The sequence below is a fragment of the Streptacidiphilus sp. PAMC 29251 genome, from assembly GCF_054208735.2.
Genome location: NZ_CM135725.2, coordinates 819,181 through 834,623 on the forward strand (window position 1 = coordinate 819,181; position 15,443 = coordinate 834,623).

General features: G+C 72.0%; 12 protein-coding genes and 1 pseudogene. 7 read left to right on the forward strand and 6 right to left on the reverse strand.

The window, feature by feature from the left end:
- Window positions 1–189: 189 nt before the first annotated feature.
- The 4 genes from ACXKR8_RS03865 to ACXKR8_RS03880 form a co-directional block, all read right to left on the reverse strand.
- Complete coding sequence (locus tag ACXKR8_RS03865) at window positions 190–1,224, reverse strand: C40 family peptidase (RefSeq protein ID WP_458271484.1); 1,035 nt, start codon at window positions 1,222–1,224, stop codon at window positions 190–192.
- Between the two features lie 13 nt (window positions 1,225–1,237).
- A complete protein-coding gene (locus ACXKR8_RS03870) occupies window positions 1,238–2,149 on the reverse strand; it encodes a hypothetical protein (protein ID WP_458271485.1) in 912 nt (303 codons plus the stop codon).
- Window positions 2,150–2,214: 65 nt separating this feature from the next.
- Window positions 2,215–2,763, reverse strand: a complete 549-nt coding sequence (locus ACXKR8_RS03875) for a SigE family RNA polymerase sigma factor (protein WP_458271486.1) — start codon at window positions 2,761–2,763, stop codon at window positions 2,215–2,217.
- Window positions 2,764–2,857: 94 nt separating this feature from the next.
- A complete protein-coding gene (locus ACXKR8_RS03880; protein ID WP_458271487.1) occupies window positions 2,858–3,355 on the reverse strand; it encodes a winged helix-turn-helix transcriptional regulator in 498 nt (165 codons plus the stop codon).
- Between the two features lie 102 nt (window positions 3,356–3,457).
- On the opposite strand from ACXKR8_RS03880, the gene ACXKR8_RS03885 reads away from it, so the two are divergent.
- From ACXKR8_RS03885 to ACXKR8_RS03905, 5 genes and pseudogenes are all read left to right on the forward strand, one after another.
- Window positions 3,458–4,009 carry an SRPBCC family protein gene (locus ACXKR8_RS03885; RefSeq protein WP_458271488.1) on the forward strand — a complete coding sequence of 184 codons (552 nt, stop codon included), beginning with the start codon at window positions 3,458–3,460 and terminating at the stop codon, window positions 4,007–4,009.
- Complete coding sequence (locus ACXKR8_RS03890; RefSeq protein ID WP_458271489.1) at window positions 4,009–5,082, forward strand: LLM class flavin-dependent oxidoreductase; 1,074 nt, start codon at window positions 4,009–4,011, stop codon at window positions 5,080–5,082. The genes ACXKR8_RS03885 and ACXKR8_RS03890 overlap by 1 nt, the downstream gene beginning before the upstream one ends.
- A gap of 85 nt (window positions 5,083–5,167) precedes the next feature.
- Window positions 5,168–5,584 carry a tautomerase family protein gene (locus tag ACXKR8_RS03895; protein WP_458271490.1) on the forward strand — a complete coding sequence of 139 codons (417 nt, stop codon included), beginning with the start codon at window positions 5,168–5,170 and terminating at the stop codon, window positions 5,582–5,584.
- A 54-nt stretch (window positions 5,585–5,638) separates the two neighbouring features.
- Window positions 5,639–8,947, forward strand: a complete 3,309-nt coding sequence (locus ACXKR8_RS03900; protein WP_462100313.1) for an ATP-binding protein — start codon at window positions 5,639–5,641, stop codon at window positions 8,945–8,947.
- A gap of 176 nt (window positions 8,948–9,123) precedes the next feature.
- A pseudogene (locus tag ACXKR8_RS03905) lies at window positions 9,124–9,806 on the forward strand (SDR family oxidoreductase).
- Window positions 9,807–9,811: 5 nt separating this feature from the next.
- Here the strand turns inward: ACXKR8_RS03905 and ligA are convergent.
- Both ligA and ACXKR8_RS03915 read right to left on the reverse strand, forming a co-directional pair.
- Window positions 9,812–11,929 carry an NAD-dependent DNA ligase LigA gene (gene ligA, locus ACXKR8_RS03910; protein ID WP_458271494.1) on the reverse strand — a complete coding sequence of 706 codons (2,118 nt, stop codon included), beginning with the start codon at window positions 11,927–11,929 and terminating at the stop codon, window positions 9,812–9,814.
- Between the two features lie 75 nt (window positions 11,930–12,004).
- The gene (locus tag ACXKR8_RS03915; RefSeq protein ID WP_458271495.1) at window positions 12,005–12,403 is read right to left on the reverse strand and encodes a hypothetical protein; all 399 of its coding nucleotides are present in this window, start codon (window positions 12,401–12,403) and stop codon (window positions 12,005–12,007) included.
- A gap of 670 nt (window positions 12,404–13,073) precedes the next feature.
- On the opposite strand from ACXKR8_RS03915, the gene ACXKR8_RS03920 reads away from it, so the two are divergent.
- Together ACXKR8_RS03920 and ACXKR8_RS03925 are read left to right on the forward strand one after the other, a co-directional pair.
- A complete protein-coding gene (locus ACXKR8_RS03920) occupies window positions 13,074–14,255 on the forward strand; it encodes a phenylacetate--CoA ligase family protein (RefSeq protein ID WP_462100314.1) in 1,182 nt (393 codons plus the stop codon).
- Window positions 14,252–15,331, forward strand: coding sequence for a hypothetical protein (locus tag ACXKR8_RS03925; RefSeq protein ID WP_462100315.1), 1,080 nt, complete (start codon window positions 14,252–14,254; stop codon window positions 15,329–15,331). The genes ACXKR8_RS03920 and ACXKR8_RS03925 overlap by 4 nt, the downstream gene beginning before the upstream one ends.
- The last annotated feature ends 112 nt before the right edge of the window (window positions 15,332–15,443 follow it).

Below are 15,443 nucleotides of genomic sequence, written 5' to 3' on the forward strand. Positions count from 1 at the left end.
GGCACGCCACCTCCAGCCCGCACAACCGTGCCCCTGGTGAGCCTCGGAGCCGGCGTCCGCCCGGGGGCCCACCGGGGTCACCGCCGGGGCCCCGGCGGCAGCACCCTGATCTCCAACTGCTCGAACATCGGACCACCCTACTGGGCATGTCGATGCCGACCGCAGTGCGACGAGTTCATCCGGGTCCGGCTAGATGTGGCGCATCGCGTAGATCGTGCCGATGTAGCTCATCTTCTCGATCTTGACGACGGTGCCGGAGTGCGGGGCGTGCAGGATGTAGCCCCCGCCCGCGTAGAGGCCCACATGCGTGTTGTTGTTGAAGAAGACCAGGTCGCCGATCTGCAGGTCGGCCGTGGAGGTGACCGCGGTGCCGGAGTGGATCTGGTCGTAGGTGGTCCGGCCGATCGAGAGGCCGGCCTGCTTGTAGGCCCACTGGGTCAGCCCGGAGCAGTCGAAGGTGTCGGGCCCGGTGTGGCTCCAGACGTAGGGGTCGCCGAGCCGGGTCTCCGCGGCGGCGAAGGCCCTCCCGCCGACGCCGGTGCCGGCCGACGTGGGGTGATACGTGCTGCCGCTGCCGTTGCTGCTGCCGGCGTTCTCCAGCTTGGTGACCGCGGCACGCTGGGCGGTGGTCAGCGAGGCCAGCCTGGCCTTGGACGCGGCGAGCTTCTGCTGCACCGAGGCCTTGGCAGCGGCGAGCTGCCTGCCGGTGGCGTCGAGGGCCTTCAGCTTGCCCCCGGCCTCGGCCTTCTCCCGGTCCAGCGTCTGCTGCTCGCCCTGGAGCTGCTCCAGCAACGCTGCCTGACTGACCGTCACCTGACTCATGGTGGAGGCCTGGTTCAGGTACTCGGTGGGGTCGGCGGACAGCATCAGCTGCACCGAGGGGTCGATCGACCCGCTGCGATACTGCGCACTGGCGACCTGGCCGAGCGCGACGGACTTGGCGCTCACCAGGGCCTGCTGACGCGCGACCTGGTCCTGCAGCAGGTTGACCTGCTTCTGCAGCGCCTGCTGCTGGGCCTGCGCGGCGTCGTACTGCTCGACCGCCTGGTCGGCCTCCTGGTTCTGCTGGTCGATCTGCGCCTTGAGCTGCGCGGCGGTCTGGGTGGGGGCGGCCTGCGCGGACTGCGTGGCGACCGCGCCCAGCGCGACGGTGGTGGCCGCGGCGGCGGTGAGCGCGCCCATGCGGGCCCGGCCCGGACTTTTGAGACGACGGTGGGACGCCACGAAGGCAGGCTCCTTACTTGGGGAAATGCACGGCGGTGGCCGGGCTGGTGGCGCAGACGAACAGGTTCGCCTGCTGCATCACCATGGTCTGCGTGATGTGCGGGTTGTCCATCACGCCGTAGCGGCAGGTGGCCGGGAGCGCCTTCCACACCCGCTCCCAGGCCGGGGCCGTCAGCAGGGCCTTGGCCTGCTGGACCGTCAGCCCCTGGGCCTTCGCGTCCGTCGACATGCCCAGGGAGAGCTCCTGGCCGTCCGGCCCGTTCCAGGCCAGGGACCAGATGGCGACCCCGGTCCCATGTGTGTAGTCCTTGAAGGACTGGTCCACGTAGAAGGTGCCGCCGTTCAGGGGCGTCGTGGTGCAGACGTCGTGCGGCGCGACCTTCTTGCCGGGGCAGCGGAAGTCCTGGACGCCCTTGCCCACGCTCAGCGAGATCGTGGACTTGCCGTTGGGCGTCTCCAGGTCCGTCCTGAGCACGGCCAACGACTGCCCGCCGGGCGCCTGCACCTCAGGAGCGAACACCTGGAGCGAGACCCCGCCCAGGTCGGCCTCCTTGACCGTGGTGGAGCCGGCCGGGAGCAGGGACTTCAGCGTCTGCGCCACATAGGCCGGCATCCAGGCCGTGCTGGGCGGCGGCGTCGTCGCCGCGGCCGTCCGCGTACTGCTGCCGGCAACTGTCCTGGTGGGGGACGCGGCTGCGGTCCCGGTGGTCGTCGTCGCGGCGCCGCCCAGCAGCGGCACCCCCACGGCGGCGACCACTCCCAGCGTCGCCGCACCCACCAGAACCCGCTTGATCCTGGTCGCCCGGCGGATCCCACGCCCGCGCCCCACCGCCCCCGCGTACAGGTCCTGCGGAGCCGGCTGCACCGCCGATTCGGCCACCGCCCTCAGCTGCCGCACAAGCTCGGCCTCACTGTCTGATGACATGCCACATCCCTCTGCTTCCCTGCTCGATGCTTGACGCTCGATGAATGTTCCGTGCCGGGGGACGGTCAGCGCTCGGCGAACTCGGCGAAGCCGCTGCCCAGCACTCCGCGCAACCGCTCCAGCGCCCGACTGCTGCGCGAGCGCACCGCCGTGGACGTCAGCCGCAGCGCGGCCGCCGTCTCCTCCACGCTGCGGTCCTCCCAGTAGCGCAGCACCAGGACCGCCCGGTCCTGCGGCGCGAGCTCCCGCAGCGCGGCCAGCAGCGTCACCCGCAACGCGGGATCCTCCTGGTCGGGCCGGCCGCCCGCCCGCTCCGCCAGGTCCTCGGTCGGCAACTCGCCGCTGCTGCGCTTGCGGCGCTGCGAGACGAAGACGCTGACCAGGACCGTCTGGGCGTAGCCGGCCGGATTCTCGATGCGCGACAACCGTCCCCAGCGCGCGAACATCCGCCCCAGCGCCTCCTGCACCAGGTCCTCGGCCAGGTGCGCGTCCCCCGCGGTCAGCAGGAACGCCGTCCGGAACAGCTGCCCGCCCCGGCCCAGCGCGAAGTCCTGGAAGTCGACAGGATCATGGCCCCGGCCCCGCGATCGTGCTGCCGTACCAGTGGCTGTCATGTGTTCCATGCCCCACTAACGCCACGACCGCGCACTTCTGTTGCAGCCCCATCCGGAAAAGTTGTTTCTGCTCGTCAGAGCACCAGCGGGGCCCTCAATGGGCGAACCGTCGCCGGATGTCCTCCCGCTCGGCCAGGCGCGGCGGGTAGCCGGGGCCGAGTCGCATGGAGGTCTCCGCGAAGGCGATGTCCTCGCCGCAGGCGTCGCAGACGGTACGCGGGTGCATGTCGTGCCCGCAGCGGTCGTGGTGCAGGGTGACCGGCACGCCCGCGTCGTCGGCCAGCCACCGGTCGCCCCAGCGCATCATCGCCACCAGGACCGGGAAGAAGTCCTCGCCCTTCTCGGTCAGGACGTAGTCGTAGCGCAGCGGGTCCGTCTGATAGGGCTGCTTGTCCAGCAGCCCCTCCTCGACGAGCCTGCGCAGCCGGTCGGAGAGAGTGTTGCGGGCGATCCCCAGACCCTGCTGGAACTCGTCGAACCGGCGGATGCCGTAGAACGCCTCCCGCAGCACCAGGGGCGTCCACCAGTCGCCGAGCAGGTCCATGGTCCGTGCCACCGTGCACGGCCAGTTCGCGAACGAGGTGCGCCTCATTCCAGGAGTCTACGGGAGCGGGGCTGCTTCCTTGACTAGTAAGTCCATCTACGCAAACTGTACTGGTCAGTACATCTCTGCCGGATACGAAGGGGCTCGCGGATGGAATGGACAGGACAGCGGTACGCGGACACCCCGACCGTCGCCGCCGAGGCCTACATCGAGGCCCCGTGCGCGCGGGTGTGGGAGCTCGTCAGCGACATCGCGCTGATGCCGCGGCTCAGTTCCGAGCTGATCGAGGTGCGCTGGCTCGATGCCGGTACGGCGCCGGCAGCCGGCCGGCGGTTCCTGGGCCGAAGCGCCCACCGCGACCTCGGCGCCTGGGAGACGACCTGCCATGTGGTCGAGTGCGAGCCGCCGCACCGGTTCGCCTGGGCAGTGGAGGATCCGGACCTGCCGACCGCGGTCTGGCGCTTCACCCTGCGGCCGGAGGGCGCCGGCACGGTGCTGGAGCAGTGGATGCAGATGGGCCCGGGCCGATCGGGGCTGAGCCTGGCGATCGACGCCATGCCGGAGAAGGAGCAGAAGATCGTGTTCGTCCGTATGCGCGAGTTCGAGACCGGGATCAGGAACAACCTCGCCGCGATCAAGGATCTGGCCGAGAACACCGCGAACACCGCGAACACCGCGAACACCGCCGAGGGAGCCCGCTGATGCGTACCGCCACCACGATCGAGGCCTCCGGCGGCGAGACCTGGCAGGAGACCCTCGACTTCGCCTGCGAGGCGGAGAAGCTCGGCCTGGACATCTGCTGGGTGGCCGAGGCCTGGGGCTCGGACGCGCCGTCCGCGCTGGGCTTCCTCGCCGCACGCACCAGCACGATGCTGCTCGGCTCCGGGGTCATCCAGCTGGGCACCCGCACCCCGGTGGCCGTCGCGCAGACCGCCATGACCCTGGCCCATATGTCCGAGGGGCGCTTCCTGCTGGGGCTGGGGGCCTCGGGTCCGCAGGTGATCGAGGGGCTGCACGGGGTCTCCTACGCCCGGCCGCTGGCCCGGATGCGGGAGAGCGTGCAGATCATCCGCCAGGTGTTCAGCGGGGAGAAGGTCTCCTTCCAGGGCAGCGAGTTCAGCATCCCGCTGCCCGGGGGCGAGGGCCGTCCGATGCGGGTGTCGGCGCCCCCGGTCGAGGTGCCGATCCACCTGGCCGCGATGTCGCCGAAGATGCTGGAACTGACCGGCCAGGTCGCCGACGGCTGGCTGGGCACCAGCTTCGTCCCGGAGGGCTCGGCCGCGTACTTCACCCACCTCGACGCCGGCCTGGAACAGAGCGGCAGGTCCCGCGCGGACCTGGACGTCTGCCAGGGCGCAGAGGTCTCCTTCGCCGCGGACGAGCGGGAGCTGGCCGCCCTGGTGGCCGGGCGCAAGAAGGAACTCGCCTTCTCGCTGGGCGGCATGGGCTCGGGCCGGACCAACTTCTACAACAACGCCTACAGCCGCCAGGGCTGGGCCGAGGTCGCCGCCCAGGTCCGCGAGCGCTGGCAGGCCGGCGACAAGGCGGGCGCGGCCGGCCTGGTCACCGACGAGATGGTGCTGGCCACCACCTTGATCGGCACCGAGGAGATGGTGCGGGCACGGCTGCGGGTCTGGCAGGACACCGGAGTCACCACCGTCCGCCTCTACCCCGCGGGCGACACCCTGGCGGCACGGCTGGACACCCTGGGCCGCGCGCTCGACCTGATCAGGTCACTCGGCCAGGGGGTGTCCGACCCTCACGTGTTTGGGTGAGTGAGCGGGAAGTGCGGTCGATCCACACTGGGGACAGCGCCATGGATTACCCCACCCTCACCCTCGAGAGGCCGTCACCATGCCGATGATCGACGTATACGCCCCGGCCGGGACGTTCGACGACAAGCACGCACTCGCCCAGGAACTCGCGCAGACGATCATGCGGTGGGAGAAGGTGCCCGCGATCCCCTTCTTCCTCGACAACACCGCCGCGTTCATCCACGACCTGGAACCGGACTCCTTTTCCACCGCCGGCGGCGGCAGCTCCAGCGTGCGGGTGCATGTGACCACCAACGCCGGCGCGCTGGACCGCGAGCAGCAGCTCGGGCTGGTCAAGGACTTCACCGCCCTGATCGCCAAGGCGGCCGACGACCCCGCGCTGGAGCAGCGCACCTGGGTCGCCCTCACCGAGGCGGTCCCCGGCGGCTGGGGCATCGCCGGCCACGCCTACACCAACGAGGAGATCATCCAGCACGTCCGGGAACTGCTCGGCAAGGCGTAGGCCGCACGGGCTGCGGGTTGTGCATCGCGATGCACAACTGACTACGCTGGAGCCATGTACGTGGCCAGGACCGTCCTGCGGGGACGGGCGACGGCGATGTCGTCGGCCCTCGCGGTGGTCCGGCGCACCGGCAGGGACGGGCGCAGCGGGATCGTGGTCCTGACCGGTGAGCCCGGCATCGGCAAGACCGCGGTGCTGGAGGAACTGGTCGCCCAGGCCAGGGCCCGCGGGTTCGCCGCGGGGGTGGGCAAGGCCGACGAGGTCGGTCAGATCTCCCCGGGCGCGGCGCTGCTGCTGGCCCTGCGGTCCGGTGCATCTCCCCTGATCAGCTCTGACGTAATGGACGAACTTCAGGGCAGCATCGACCAGCCGCTGCGGTTGCTGGAGCAGGTCAGCAGTCGGCTGGAGAAGGCGGCCTGTGTTGCTCCGGTGGTCTTCGCCATCGACGACGCGCAGTGGGTGGACCGGCTGACCCGGTTCGTGCTGCGGGCCCTGCCCGCGCGTCTGGCCGGGTCGCCCATCGTCTGGGTGCTCGCCGGACGGGACGCCGGCGGTGGCCTGGTCGCGGATCTCGCGCAGGCCGAGATCCCCTCGGTCCCCCTGGAGCGGATTCAGCTGGGGCCGTTGAGCGCCGTCGATGTGGCCGCCCTCGCGCAGGACCGGCTCGGCGCCGCCCCTGCGGAGAAGGTCCGCGGCATGCTCGACGGGGTCGGCGGCAACCCCTTTCTCGTGGCGCAGATCCTCGACGGCGTCGTCCGGGCCCGCGCCGACGGCGAGCCGCAGGACCAGGTCCCGACCGAGTTCGTCTTCGCGACCCGCCGCAAGTTGCAGGGCCTCGACCCGGGCGCGCGCCAACTGGTGCAGACAGCGGCGGTGTTCGGGCGGCCGTTCGCGGTCGACGACGCCACCGCGCTGCTGGCCGAGCATCCGGCCGCCTCGGTGTGGGACTGGGTGGAGGCCGCCGTCGCGTCCGGTCTGCTCACCTCCCGGGACCACCGCCTGGGCTTCCGGCACGACCTGGTCCGCGAGACGGTCTATGCCGACCTGACCGAGGCCACCCGACGCGCACTGCACCAGCGCTGCGCCGAGTACCTGATGGCGACGGGGCACGGCCCGCTCAGCACCGCCCCGCACGCCCGGGCCAGCGCCACCCCCGGCGACCTGGCCAGCGCGAGGATCCTCACCCAGGCCGCCGACGCCGCCGTCACGGCCATGCCGCACACCGCGGGCGACCTCGCGCTGCAGGCCTTCCAGCTGCTGCGCCCGGCCCAGCCGGCCTGGCTGGAGGTCGGGGAGCACTGCGTCGACATCCTCTCCCGGGTCCAGCGCTGCAGCGAGGCGGTCGCCGTCGCGGACCTGCTGCTGGCCCGCTCCGACGAGCCGGCCGCCACCGCCCGCGTCCAAGTGCTGGCCGCCAGGGCGCTGTGGCTGATGGGCCGCGTCACCGACTCCCTGACCAGGGTCGACGCGGCGCTGTCCCAGCCCGGTCTGTCGCGTGCGCTGCGGTCCCGGCTCGGCTCCGCGCGCGCCCTGGCGCTGACCCGGACCCAGCCCGCCGACGTCGCCCGGCAGGCGGCGGAACCGGCCCTGGCCGAAGCCCGGCTGACCGGCGACCGCGAGGCCGTCACCGTGGCGCTCCAGGCCCTGGGCGAGGTCGCCAAGAACTCCGGGCACCACGCCGAGGCGCTGACCCGCTTCCGCGAACTGCGCAGCACCGCGGGCCACACCCATCTGGCCCAGGAGATACTGGCGCTGCAACTGCTGGACCGCTTCGCCGAGGCCGAGACCATGCTCAGCGCGGCTCGGACCGATGCCCGCAACCAGGTCGAGGCGATCCTGCCCTCGGTGCTGTACGCGCAGCTGTGGCAGGAGTACAGCCTGGGCCGCCTCGACGACGCCGACTCCACCGCCCGTACCCTGATCGCCCTGAGCGAGGAGCTCGGCAACCACACCCACGGGCTGCAGGCCGTGATGATCACCAGCTCGGTCGCGCTGCTGCGCGGCGACCTCACCGAGGCCCGCAACCGGCTGGCCCCGGCCCACACCCATGTGGACGCCGACGACCAGGTCCGGCTGCCCGGCCTGCACCTGCTCCAGGGCTGGATCAGCGCGGCGGAGGGCAATCTGGACCAGGCGATGGCGGTCCTCTCCCCCGCCCTGCACCGGGCCGAGGAGTCGCCGACCTACTGGCCCTGGTGGCCCGGCTGGATGCGCGGCTTCACCCGGTTCGGGCTGGCCGCCGGCGACCTGGGCTTCGCCGAGCACGCGGTGGCCATCGCCGAGGAGGGGGCGGCCCGCAACCCCGGGGTGGCCAGCTTCGAGGGAATCGCGCTGCAATTGCGCGGCACCCTGCGCGAGGACCTCACCCTGCTGCGGCGCGGCACCGAGGTGCTCGCGCACAGCCCGCGGCCCGCGCTGAGGGCCGGCGGCCACGAGGACTACGGCCGGGCGCTGCTGGCCGCCGGGCAGCGGAGCGAGGGTGCGGCCAATCTCGACCTCGCTTGGGACCTCTACCACCGGATCGGCGCCCGCGGATCAGTGCTCTCGTTGCAGAACACCATGCGCGGAGCCGGGATCCGGCGCTCCCAGTGGATCAATGATCTCGAGCGCCCGCGGACCGGGTGGGCCGCGCTGAGCGAGGCCGAACGCAGGGTGGCGGAGCTGATCAGCGCCGGTCAGACCAACCAGTTCCGCCGCCCGCACCCTGGGCCTGTCACCCAACACCGTGGGCACACACCTGCGCTCGATCTTCGCCAAGCTCGACGTACGCTCCCGCGTCCAACTGGCCAATGCCTGGAACGAGCGCACCGCGAGCGAGCGGGTGTCTCCACGCGGGCCGCTCGTCTAGAGCGCGCCCCGCCCGTCGACCGGTCCCACCACCCGACGCCAGTGCTGGTGAAGGGCTGTCGCCTTGTCCAGGAGATCCGCGGCGGCGATGCCGCTCTCGCTCGGCGCGAGCGCACCGGGCACATTCACCCGGGATCCTGTGGTGAGGTAGATCCTCAGCGCCAACAACTTGTCCACGGGCCGCCGCTCGACCACGATGTCACCGACCTCGGCCCAGCGGATGCGCCGGTGGGTGAAGAAGGAACGCAGTTCCATCCCCTCCTCGTCGACCCAGGTCACCGCGAACCAGCGGTTGAGGCAGACGACGACATTGAGGATCCCCAGAGCCGACCAGAAAGCGAGCGCGCCCCAGCCCCGCAGGCCGATCAGAGCCACCCCCAACGGGCTGAACGAGAAGTACCCCCAGGCGGCCACGCCGCCGAACACCCCCGACTGCCAGGCCAGGTCCCGCAACTTCTCGGAACGGGCATGGCGCGACAGGCCAATCTGAAACTCCGTCACATCCAGTCATGCTAACCACAGTTGCGCAATCCGTCAGCACCTCGGTCGGCGACCTGCTCCCGGTCGTTTGCTGCGGCGCCGTCAACCCTGCCCGATCTTCGACCGCGCCGGTGGCCTGGGGCGGCGTACCAGGCGGTTACCGTTCCATGGGACGACCGTTCGGCCCACCCTTCCGTACTCAGGAGAACCTCATGAAGATCGTGATCGCCGGAGGCCACGGCCGGATCGCCCGGTCCCTCGGCCGACTCCTCGTTGCCCGGGGAGACACCGTCGTCGGGATCATCCGCAACCCGGACCACGCCGCCGACCTGACGGCGGACGGCACCCAACCGGCCGTCCGCGACCTGGAGTCGGCCTCGCGGGAGGAGGTGGCCGCGATCCTGTCCGGGGCGGACGCCGTGGTCTTCGCCGCCGGCGCGGGGCCGGGCAGCGGCGCGGCCCGGAAGCACACCGTCGACCACCAGGCCGCCGTCCTCCTCGCGGAATCGGCCCTGCAGGCGGGGTCAAGCGGTATCTGATGGTCTCCACCCGGGGCGCCGGCAGCCCGCCCCCCGCCCAGGCCGACGAGGTCTGGGCCGCCTACATCCAGGCCAAGACCGCTGCCGACGAACACCTCATGGCCCTGGACCTGCAGTGGACGGTGCTGCGCCCCGCGGCCCTCACCGACCAGCCCGGCACGGGCAAGGTGCGCCTGACCGCGGAGCGCAGCATCGGGGACGTCACCCGGGACGATGTCGCCCAGGTGCTGGTCGCGCTGCTCGACGCCCCCTCCACCGCAGGCCTCGTCCTGGAGCTCGCCGCAGGCCCCGATCCGGTCGCCGAAGCCGTCTCCCACGCCGCCGAAGCCCGCACCGGAGCCCCCGAAGGACGGTAGGACACTCAGTCCAGGACAGCGGCCAGGCGTCGGCCGAACTCCTCCGGCGTCAGCACCTCGATGCCGAGGGTCCGGGCCTTGTCCAGCTTCGAGCCCGCGTTCTCCCCCGCGACCACCAGGTGGGTGCGGGCGGAGACGCTGGAGGAGGCCTTCCCGCCGGCCCGGGCGATGAGCTCGTTCATCTCCGTGCGGGAACGCTCCGCCAGGACCCCGCTCATCGCGCCGGTCACCACCACCGTCAGCCCCGCCAGCGGCAGCGCCCCCGGCTCGGGTGCGTCCTCGGCGCCGACCGCGTCGGGGTCGGCGGCGGTCGCGGTCGCGGTCACGGTCGAGGCCGCGATCACTCCGGGCTGGGTCATGTTGACCCCCGCTCGGATCAGCTTGTCGATCACCGGGGCGACCTCCAGCAGCTCGGCCACGATCACCGGGGCCTTCTCGCCGCCGATCCCGTCGACCGCCTCCAGCACCTCCGCGGTGGCGTCCCGGACGGCCTGCATCGACCCGAAGGACCCGGCGATCCGCAGCGACATCGACCGCCCGGTCCCCAGCACGCCCAGGGCGCAGAAGACGCGGTTCAGCGGCTTGCCCTTGGCGCTCTCGATCGCGGCCAGGAGTTTGTCGGTGCTGCGCTCCCCCATCCGCTCCAGCGACAGCACCTGGTCTCGGGTGAGGGTGAACAGGTCCGCGAAGTCCTCGATCAGGCCGAGGTCGACCAGCTGGACGACGATCCTCTCGCCGAGGCCGTCGATGTCCAGGGCGTCGCGGGCCACCGCGTAGCGGATCGCCTCCACCTGCCCGCAGGCGCGTCCACGGGCGCAGCGCCAGCGTTCCTGGGACTTGTCGATGTCGGCGCCGCAGCGGGGGCAGACCTCGGGGAAGCTGATGGTCTGTTCGGTGCCGGTGCGCAGGGTGGTGACGGGCGCTTCCACGCGCGGGATCACCTCGCCGGCCCGGTAGACGGTGACATGGTCGCCGATCATCAGGTCGCGACGGGTGATGTCGGCGGGGTTGTGCAGGGTGGCGTAGGTGATGGTGGTACCGGCGACGGTGACCGGGTCCAGGACGGCGCGCGGTGCGATGACGCCGGTGCGGCCCACGCTCCACTGGACCTCGCGCAGCACGGTGATCTTCTGGGTGGCGGGGAACTTCCAGGCGGTGGCCCAGTGCGGGGTGCGTGACCCGTTTCCGGCCTGGGCCTGGTCGGCCGGGGTGTCGGCCTTGATCACGGCCCCGTCGAGCTCGAAGTCGAGGGTGGTGCGCAGGGCGCCGATGTCGGCGATCCGGGCCAGGACCTGGTCCAGGTCGGCGCAGGCGGTGGTGGCGGCTTCGGTGTCCAGGGTGGTCCGGACGCCCAGGGCCGCCAGCCGGGCGACGAGCTGGGTGTGGGTCAGGTCCTGCAGGGTGAGGTCGGTGGTGTGCTCGGGGGCGGTCAGTGCGCCGTAGCCGAGGAAGGTCTGCTCCACCTGGTAGGCCCGCTCCTTGGCCCGCAGCGACCCGGAGGAGGCGTTGCGGCGGTTGGCGAACACCGGCGCGCCGTGCGCCAGCCGCAGTTCGTTGGCGGCCTCGAACTGGGCGGTGGTCATCAGCACCTCCCCGCGGACCTCCACCGTCTCCGGCTCCGCCAACCGCGTCGGCAGGCCCAGCACCGCGCCGATCGCGTGCGAGACGTCCTCGCCGGTGCTGCCGTCGCCGCGGGTCACCAGCTGCACCAGGCGTCCGTGTTCATAACGGGCGGCCAGGGCGACGCCGTCGAGCTTGGGTTCCACCGACCACCCCGCCGCCGGACGCCCGCCCAGTCGCCGTTCCAGCGACGCGACCCACGCGGTGAGCTCCTCGGCGGAGAAGACATTGCCCAGGCTGAGCATCCGTTCCCGGTGCGCCACCTCGCCCGAGGTGACCCCGGCCGCCACCTGACGGGTCGGCGAATCCGCCGCCGTCTGCTCCGGGTGGTCGGCCTCCCAGGCGGTGATCGCGCACAGCAGCCGGTCGTAGGCGTCGTCGTCCAGACCGGACTCGCCGTCGCCGTAGTAGGCCTCGGCCGCCGTGCGCGCCGTGGCGACGGCCTGCAGGTAGGAGTCATGGTCGGTGAGGGCGGCAGCGAGCGGGGCACTGGTCGGTGTCATGCGACTCATCCTGGCCCAGAGGTCTGACAGAGCCACGTACCGACGCCGCGTCCCCACGCCACGCCCCTTGCCTGGTCACAGGTCGTAGGGGTGGAGAGCGACCTTCTCGCGTTCTACGAAGATCTCGACCCAGTTGCCGGCGACGCCCTCGGGCAGCGGATCGGTCAGGTCCAGCAGGATCGGCGCGCCGTCCAGGTCGAACACGGCGGCGCCGTCCTCGGTGAGATTCAGCCGTCCTCTCAGCACGACGCAGTGACCGTCGGCACGAACCCCCGGCCCGGAGCCGATGGCGGGCCTGGCGTTCAGACCCCAGGTGACGTCCTCGTCGACGGTCCACTCCACGTGGTAGTCACCCGGCTCCGCGGCCGGGTCCCCGCACCAGCGCACCGACGTGCCGCCGAAGGACGTCCGCACCTGGGCGGCGAGCCGAGGGCTCCCGGGGAACTCCGTGATCTTCTCCAGCTCGACCAGCATGCTTCCGATCATCCGGCACCGCGGCGGGTGCGAGCGAATAGATCGTCAACTTCGTTGCTTTCAAGACAAGTTGCCTGCACATGCCATCTGTTGTGCGAAACGCTTCTGCTCCGTATACTGCCGCTGCTCAGGAGCCACACCCGGCTCTTGGCTTTCTTTGGAAGCGGCGTGGCCGATCGCCCGTCGCCCCGGACGAGGGAGGACCCACCATGGTCAAGCACTACCTCAAGTACGCCCTGAGCACGCTGACTGCCGCGATGTTCCTGCACATCGCCTGACCTGGACCAACCCCGGCCTGGGCCGGGGAAAGCAGATCCGGCCCAGGCTCCAGGAGGCTTTGTGTTCGGCACCGCCGTCAGTCAACTCCGCTACGGTATGGCGGTCCTGACGAATCGTAGGATCAGACCGCAGGATCTCGACCGGATCGCCCGCGATCTCGTCGCCACCCTCGCCGAGTTCGGCGAACCGGGCCAGGACTCGGCGCTGCTGCCGGGCCAGGCCGGCCAGATCGACCCCGAGGTACGCCGCACCGTCACCCGCAGGAGTCCTCCGGGCCACGGCCCGCGCCGCGGTCCGCCACACTGCCTACTACCGCCAGGTCTTCGAGGGCCTGGACCTGGACCCGGACCGGCTGGACCCGGACGCGCTCGACCAGGACAGCTGGTCGCGGGTGCCGATCACTCCCAAGCAGGCCCTGCGCGGCCTGCCCGGCGCCTTTGTGTCCAGCGCGTCCTCGCCGGCGCTGATGGCGCTGACCACAGGGACCAGCGGCACGCCCACCGCGGTCTGGTACTCGCGCGGCGAACTGGAGACCTTCCTCGCCCTGAGCACCATCTCCGCGGCCCTCGGCCTCGGCCTGCGTCCCCGGCACACCGTCGCCTTCGCGGGCTGCTCCCGCGCCACCCTGCCCCTGGTCGGGGCGGAGGAGTCGACCACCCGGCTGGGCGCGGGCTTCGTCCAGTTCGGCACCATCGCACCGGAGTTGGCGTTGGACCGACTCGCCGCCCCGCTGGGCCTGCCCGGCAAGGCCCCGCAGATCACCCATCTCACCACCTCCGCGTCCTATCTCTCCGCCCTGGTGCAGCAGGCGGAGCAACACGGCTGGGAGGCGGGCGACTTCGGCCTGGAGGGGATCGCCGTGGGCGGGGAGGTGCTCTCGGAACCGCTGCGGGGACGCGCCGAGGCCGCGTTCGGCGCCCCGGTGTCCACCTCCTATGTGATGACCGAGACCCTCCCCTCCTGCGGCACCCCCTGCTCGCAGGGCCATCTGCACCACACCACGGAGTTCGGCCACCTGGAGGTGCTCGACCCGCTGACCTGGCAGCCCACCGCGCCCGGCGAGATCGGCACGGTGGTCCACACGCCCTATGTGCCGTACCGGGAGTGCACACTGCTGCTGCGCTACGCCACCGGGGATCTGGTCCGGCTGCCCGCCGGGCCGCCCGGCTGCGAGCTGGCGCACGTGCCCGCGACCTCCCCGGTGCTGGGCCGCTGGAACGGCCCCATGAGCACCGCGCTGACCACCAAGGACCTGCTCGACCTCATCGAGGCGGAGCCCGAGGTGCCGCTGCCGGCCCGCTACGCCCTCTCCGGGGAACCCGGCGGCGGGATCCTGCTGCACCTGCTGGTGGGACGCCTGCCCGCGGCCGGGTTGCGCGGGCGGCTGGAGGAACGCGCCCAGGCGGCGAGACTGCCGCTGGCGGGCATCGTCCTGCACGACGACCGGGCCGACCTGCCGCCGACCACCCCGGTCCGGGCCGACCTGCACGAGCACAGCTTCGAGTCACCGCGTCCGGTCGCGGCCACCCTGGCCACCGCCGCTACCGCTACCGCTACTTGGAACGGCAGATGAGCGGGCAGGCGGTCGCGCTGGTCGGGCTCAGCGGCTGCGTGGCCCTGCTGACCGCCGCCGCCGCGTTCTACCTCGGGCGCGTGCGCATGCCGAGGCCGCCGGTCGGGGTCTACACCTCCGGGGACGTCGCCGTGCTGTGCGTGGGCGTCGTACTCGCGCCGTTCCTCTACCTGGACCTGCCCGGTGTCGCCGTCTCCGCCCTGTTCGGCCTGGTGTTCTGCTCCGCCGTCCAGTTCACCCTGGCACCGCTGCTCGCCGGGCCGAGGGCCTGGGCCCTGGCCCTCGCGGCGACGGCGGCCACCGGGGCCTGCGCCGTCGCGGGACTGTCCTCGGCGTCCAGGATCGGCACGGACGCCGTGCTGGCCCTCGCGGTGGTCGGCGTGGCCAACCTCTGGACGCAGAGCGGACTGCGCTCCGCCCAGGTCGCGGTCTTCGCCGCGGTCCTCGCCTGCTACGACCTGGCGGCCACCGGGCTGACCGATGTCACCGGGCGTTTCGCCGCGCAGGTCCAGAACCGCCCGTTCGCACCGCTGCTGGCCCTGACCGGCGGCGCGAAGCCGGTGGGCGTCGGCCTGGGCGACCTGCTGCTGCTGGTGCTGTTCCCGCTGGTCGCCACCAAGGCGTTCGGACGGGCGGCAGGGTGGTGGGCGGCTGCGGTGGGCCTGCTGGTGACCAGCACGGTCAGCCTGCTCTTCGGCCTCGGACTGCTGGCCTCCGGCTTTCCGCTGCTGACCGCACTCGGCCCGCTGATCGTCCTTCAGCACCTTTTCTGGACCCGCCGCCTCGGCGCGGAACGCAGCACCGTGCAGTGGCGCTCCGGCGCCGCCGCGCTGGTGATGGAGCCGGGTCGGACGACGCCGGCGGCGGCAGTCACCGCCGCGCTGCTGGCCGTGGACGTGCCCGAGGACCTGCCGCCGGGCACCTGGCTCGCCGTCAGCGACGGCCGGGTGGTCGGCACCGGCCCCTCCCCGGGCCTGGCCCGCCGGGACGCCCGGCAGCGCGGGCACGGAGCGGACGCGCTGGAGCAGCCGTCGGCAGCACTCGTCGTGCGTACGGTGCCCGAACCGGCCGCGTAGGAGGGCCGCGCTAACGCGGGGTCAGCACGCAGAACTCATGGCCCTCCGGATCTCCCAGTACTCAGGACTAGATGTGCCGAACCCGACTGATCGGCAGAGTTCAAGTCCCCCG

Excerpts from the sequence above, each read along its gene's own strand:
- ACXKR8_RS03900 (WP_462100313.1), top strand. The coding sequence starts at position 5,639 with ATGTACGTGGCCAGGACCGTCCTGCGGGGACGGGCGACGGCGATGTCG.
- ACXKR8_RS03880 (WP_458271487.1), bottom strand. The coding sequence starts at position 3,355 with ATGAGGCGCACCTCGTTCGCGAACTGGCCGTGCACGGTGGCACGGACC.
- ACXKR8_RS03885 (WP_458271488.1), top strand. The coding sequence starts at position 3,458 with ATGGAATGGACAGGACAGCGGTACGCGGACACCCCGACCGTCGCCGCC.
- ACXKR8_RS03875 (WP_458271486.1), bottom strand. The coding sequence starts at position 2,763 with ATGACAGCCACTGGTACGGCAGCACGATCGCGGGGCCGGGGCCATGAT.
- ligA (WP_458271494.1), bottom strand. The coding sequence starts at position 11,929 with ATGACACCGACCAGTGCCCCGCTCGCTGCCGCCCTCACCGACCATGAC.
- ACXKR8_RS03870 (WP_458271485.1), bottom strand. The coding sequence starts at position 2,149 with ATGTCATCAGACAGTGAGGCCGAGCTTGTGCGGCAGCTGAGGGCGGTG.
- ACXKR8_RS03915 (WP_458271495.1), bottom strand. The coding sequence starts at position 12,403 with ATGCTGGTCGAGCTGGAGAAGATCACGGAGTTCCCCGGGAGCCCTCGG.
- ACXKR8_RS03925 (WP_462100315.1), top strand. The coding sequence starts at position 14,252 with ATGAGCGGGCAGGCGGTCGCGCTGGTCGGGCTCAGCGGCTGCGTGGCC.
- ACXKR8_RS03890 (WP_458271489.1), top strand. The coding sequence starts at position 4,009 with ATGCGTACCGCCACCACGATCGAGGCCTCCGGCGGCGAGACCTGGCAG.
- ACXKR8_RS03895 (WP_458271490.1), top strand. The coding sequence starts at position 5,168 with ATGATCGACGTATACGCCCCGGCCGGGACGTTCGACGACAAGCACGCA.